The 1,807-nt window shown below is 38.1% G+C and carries 1 protein-coding gene; it reads left to right on the top strand.

From position 1 onward, the window contains the following. Positions 1 to 155 precede the first annotated feature (155 nt). Positions 156 to 1,628 carry an ISL3 family transposase gene (locus BN162_RS17490; RefSeq protein WP_020226432.1) on the top strand — a complete coding sequence of 491 codons (1,473 nt, stop codon included), beginning with the start codon at positions 156 to 158 and terminating at the stop codon, positions 1,626 to 1,628. Positions 1,629 to 1,807: the final 179 nt, after the last annotated feature.

Raw genomic sequence — 1,807 nt, 5'->3', positions numbered from 1 at the left:
CCGGGTATCCAAAATATTTAGGGGGCTGAAGTTTAGGGGGCAGTTTAGGGGTCTTGAGTTTAGGGGGATAATTTGTAAGAAACAGTACTTTGTTATTGTTTCTTTTTTTATACTTATTTTGTGACTGTATCTCTTGTTTCTACGGAGGTGTTTTTATGTCTGACAATTTTAATGATTTACTATTGATTCTTAATCTTCCTACTGATGGCTCTATTCTTATTTCTAAAGTTGAAGTGCATGAGGATACTAAATTTATCCATATCTCCACTTCTCCTTCTCCCGTCTTTTGCCCTAACTGTGGCTGCCGTATGCACTCAAAAGGTATGTATGCTCGTACTGTCAATCATCCTGTCCTTCAGGATTCCTTCAAGCTTGTTCTTGTTGTCCATCAGCGGAAATGGAAATGTACTTCCTGCACTACCTACCTGAATGAGTCACTGCCTTTCTTGCAGCCTTATCGTCAGTCGACTACCTTGACCCCTTTACTGATTCTGGAGGCCTTGAAAGACCTGAACCGTTCTACTGCTTCCATCGCTAGGCAATTCTTTGTTTCTGATACTCATGTTCATGACATCTTTACCGCCTATGTCGATCTTCCTCGACTCCCTTTACCTGAAGTCATGTCGATTGATGAGGTGTTCCTTGATATATCGAGCAAAGAAAAATATGCCCTTGTCATCATGGATTTTGTTTCCGGTGAAATTGTTGATATCTTGCCTTCTCGATGGTCTTCTGTCACAGACAATTATTTCTATCATATTCCTCTCGAAGAAAGAAAAAAGGTCAAGTTTATCGTCAGTGATGCTTATCGTTATTATTTGGACTATCCAAAAACTTACTTTCCCAATGCGGTTTCTATTCTTGATTCTTTCCATGTCGTTAAATACCTGATTTCCCTTTTAAATACCTATGTTAACGATGTTATGAAACGATACAAAGAAAGAGACAAAAAGAAACTGGAAAAGAAAAATCACGACCTTAATCGTGACGATTCTTCGATTGCCGATTCTAATGAAGTCATTCTCTTGCGCAGCTACAGATGGGTATTGCTTAAAAACTATGATCATATCAATCACTCTGCGAAGATTCATTATCATTCTAAACTGAAACTTCATTTAGATACTTTCCAGATTGAAAATATGTTTCTTGCTCTTGACCCAAACTTCTTTGAACTCCGTCGCCTTAAAGAACTCTATGTTGAATTTAATCAATCTTCTTTTCATTCCGATGACGAAGTCCATTCTGCTTTGATGGCTCTGATTCAAGTCTATAAGGCTTCCAATCTTACACCCTTTAAGAAATTTGCCGATTACTTAAAGAAATACCATGGTCCTATCCTTCGCTCCTTTGTTACCTCGACTGTTACACGCAAGCAGTCACAAGATCATAATGAGTTGATTACACGCTTGTCTAACGGACCTATGGAATCGTTCAATCGAAAGCCTAAAGACTTGAAGAGAAACGCTAGAGGATTCTCTAATTTCCATTATACACGCAATCGCATTCTTTGGGCTACTCGTAAAAGACCGGCCATTCGTGTAGTTCCTAAATCCAATGCTATGATCCACAGTTTTGAGGGAAAACCTAGGGGACCTTACAACAAGAACAAAGAACACAATAACAATTAATTACAATACTTAAATCATTCATGATACAGTCACACTGAAAAAACGGATTTGAGATGCACGATTGCATATCTTCAAATCCGCTTTGTTTTTTTGACTTTAGGGGGCTTTTTCTTCATTTTCTGTTAGAGTATCCCCCTAACTTTTCCCCTAAATTTTTTGGATATACCCCTAAACTTTTT

This window comes from Holdemania massiliensis AP2 (assembly GCF_000327285.1).
Classification (GTDB): domain Bacteria; phylum Bacillota_I; class Bacilli_A; order Erysipelotrichales; family Erysipelotrichaceae; genus Holdemania; species Holdemania massiliensis.
Note: the sequence above shows the minus strand (reverse complement) of the source record. Positions and strands in the feature narration are given on the sequence as shown.

Coding starts and splice junctions, on each gene's coding strand:
- BN162_RS17490 (WP_020226432.1), top strand. CDS start 156: ATGTCTGACAATTTTAATGATTTACTATTGATTCTTAATCTTCCTACT.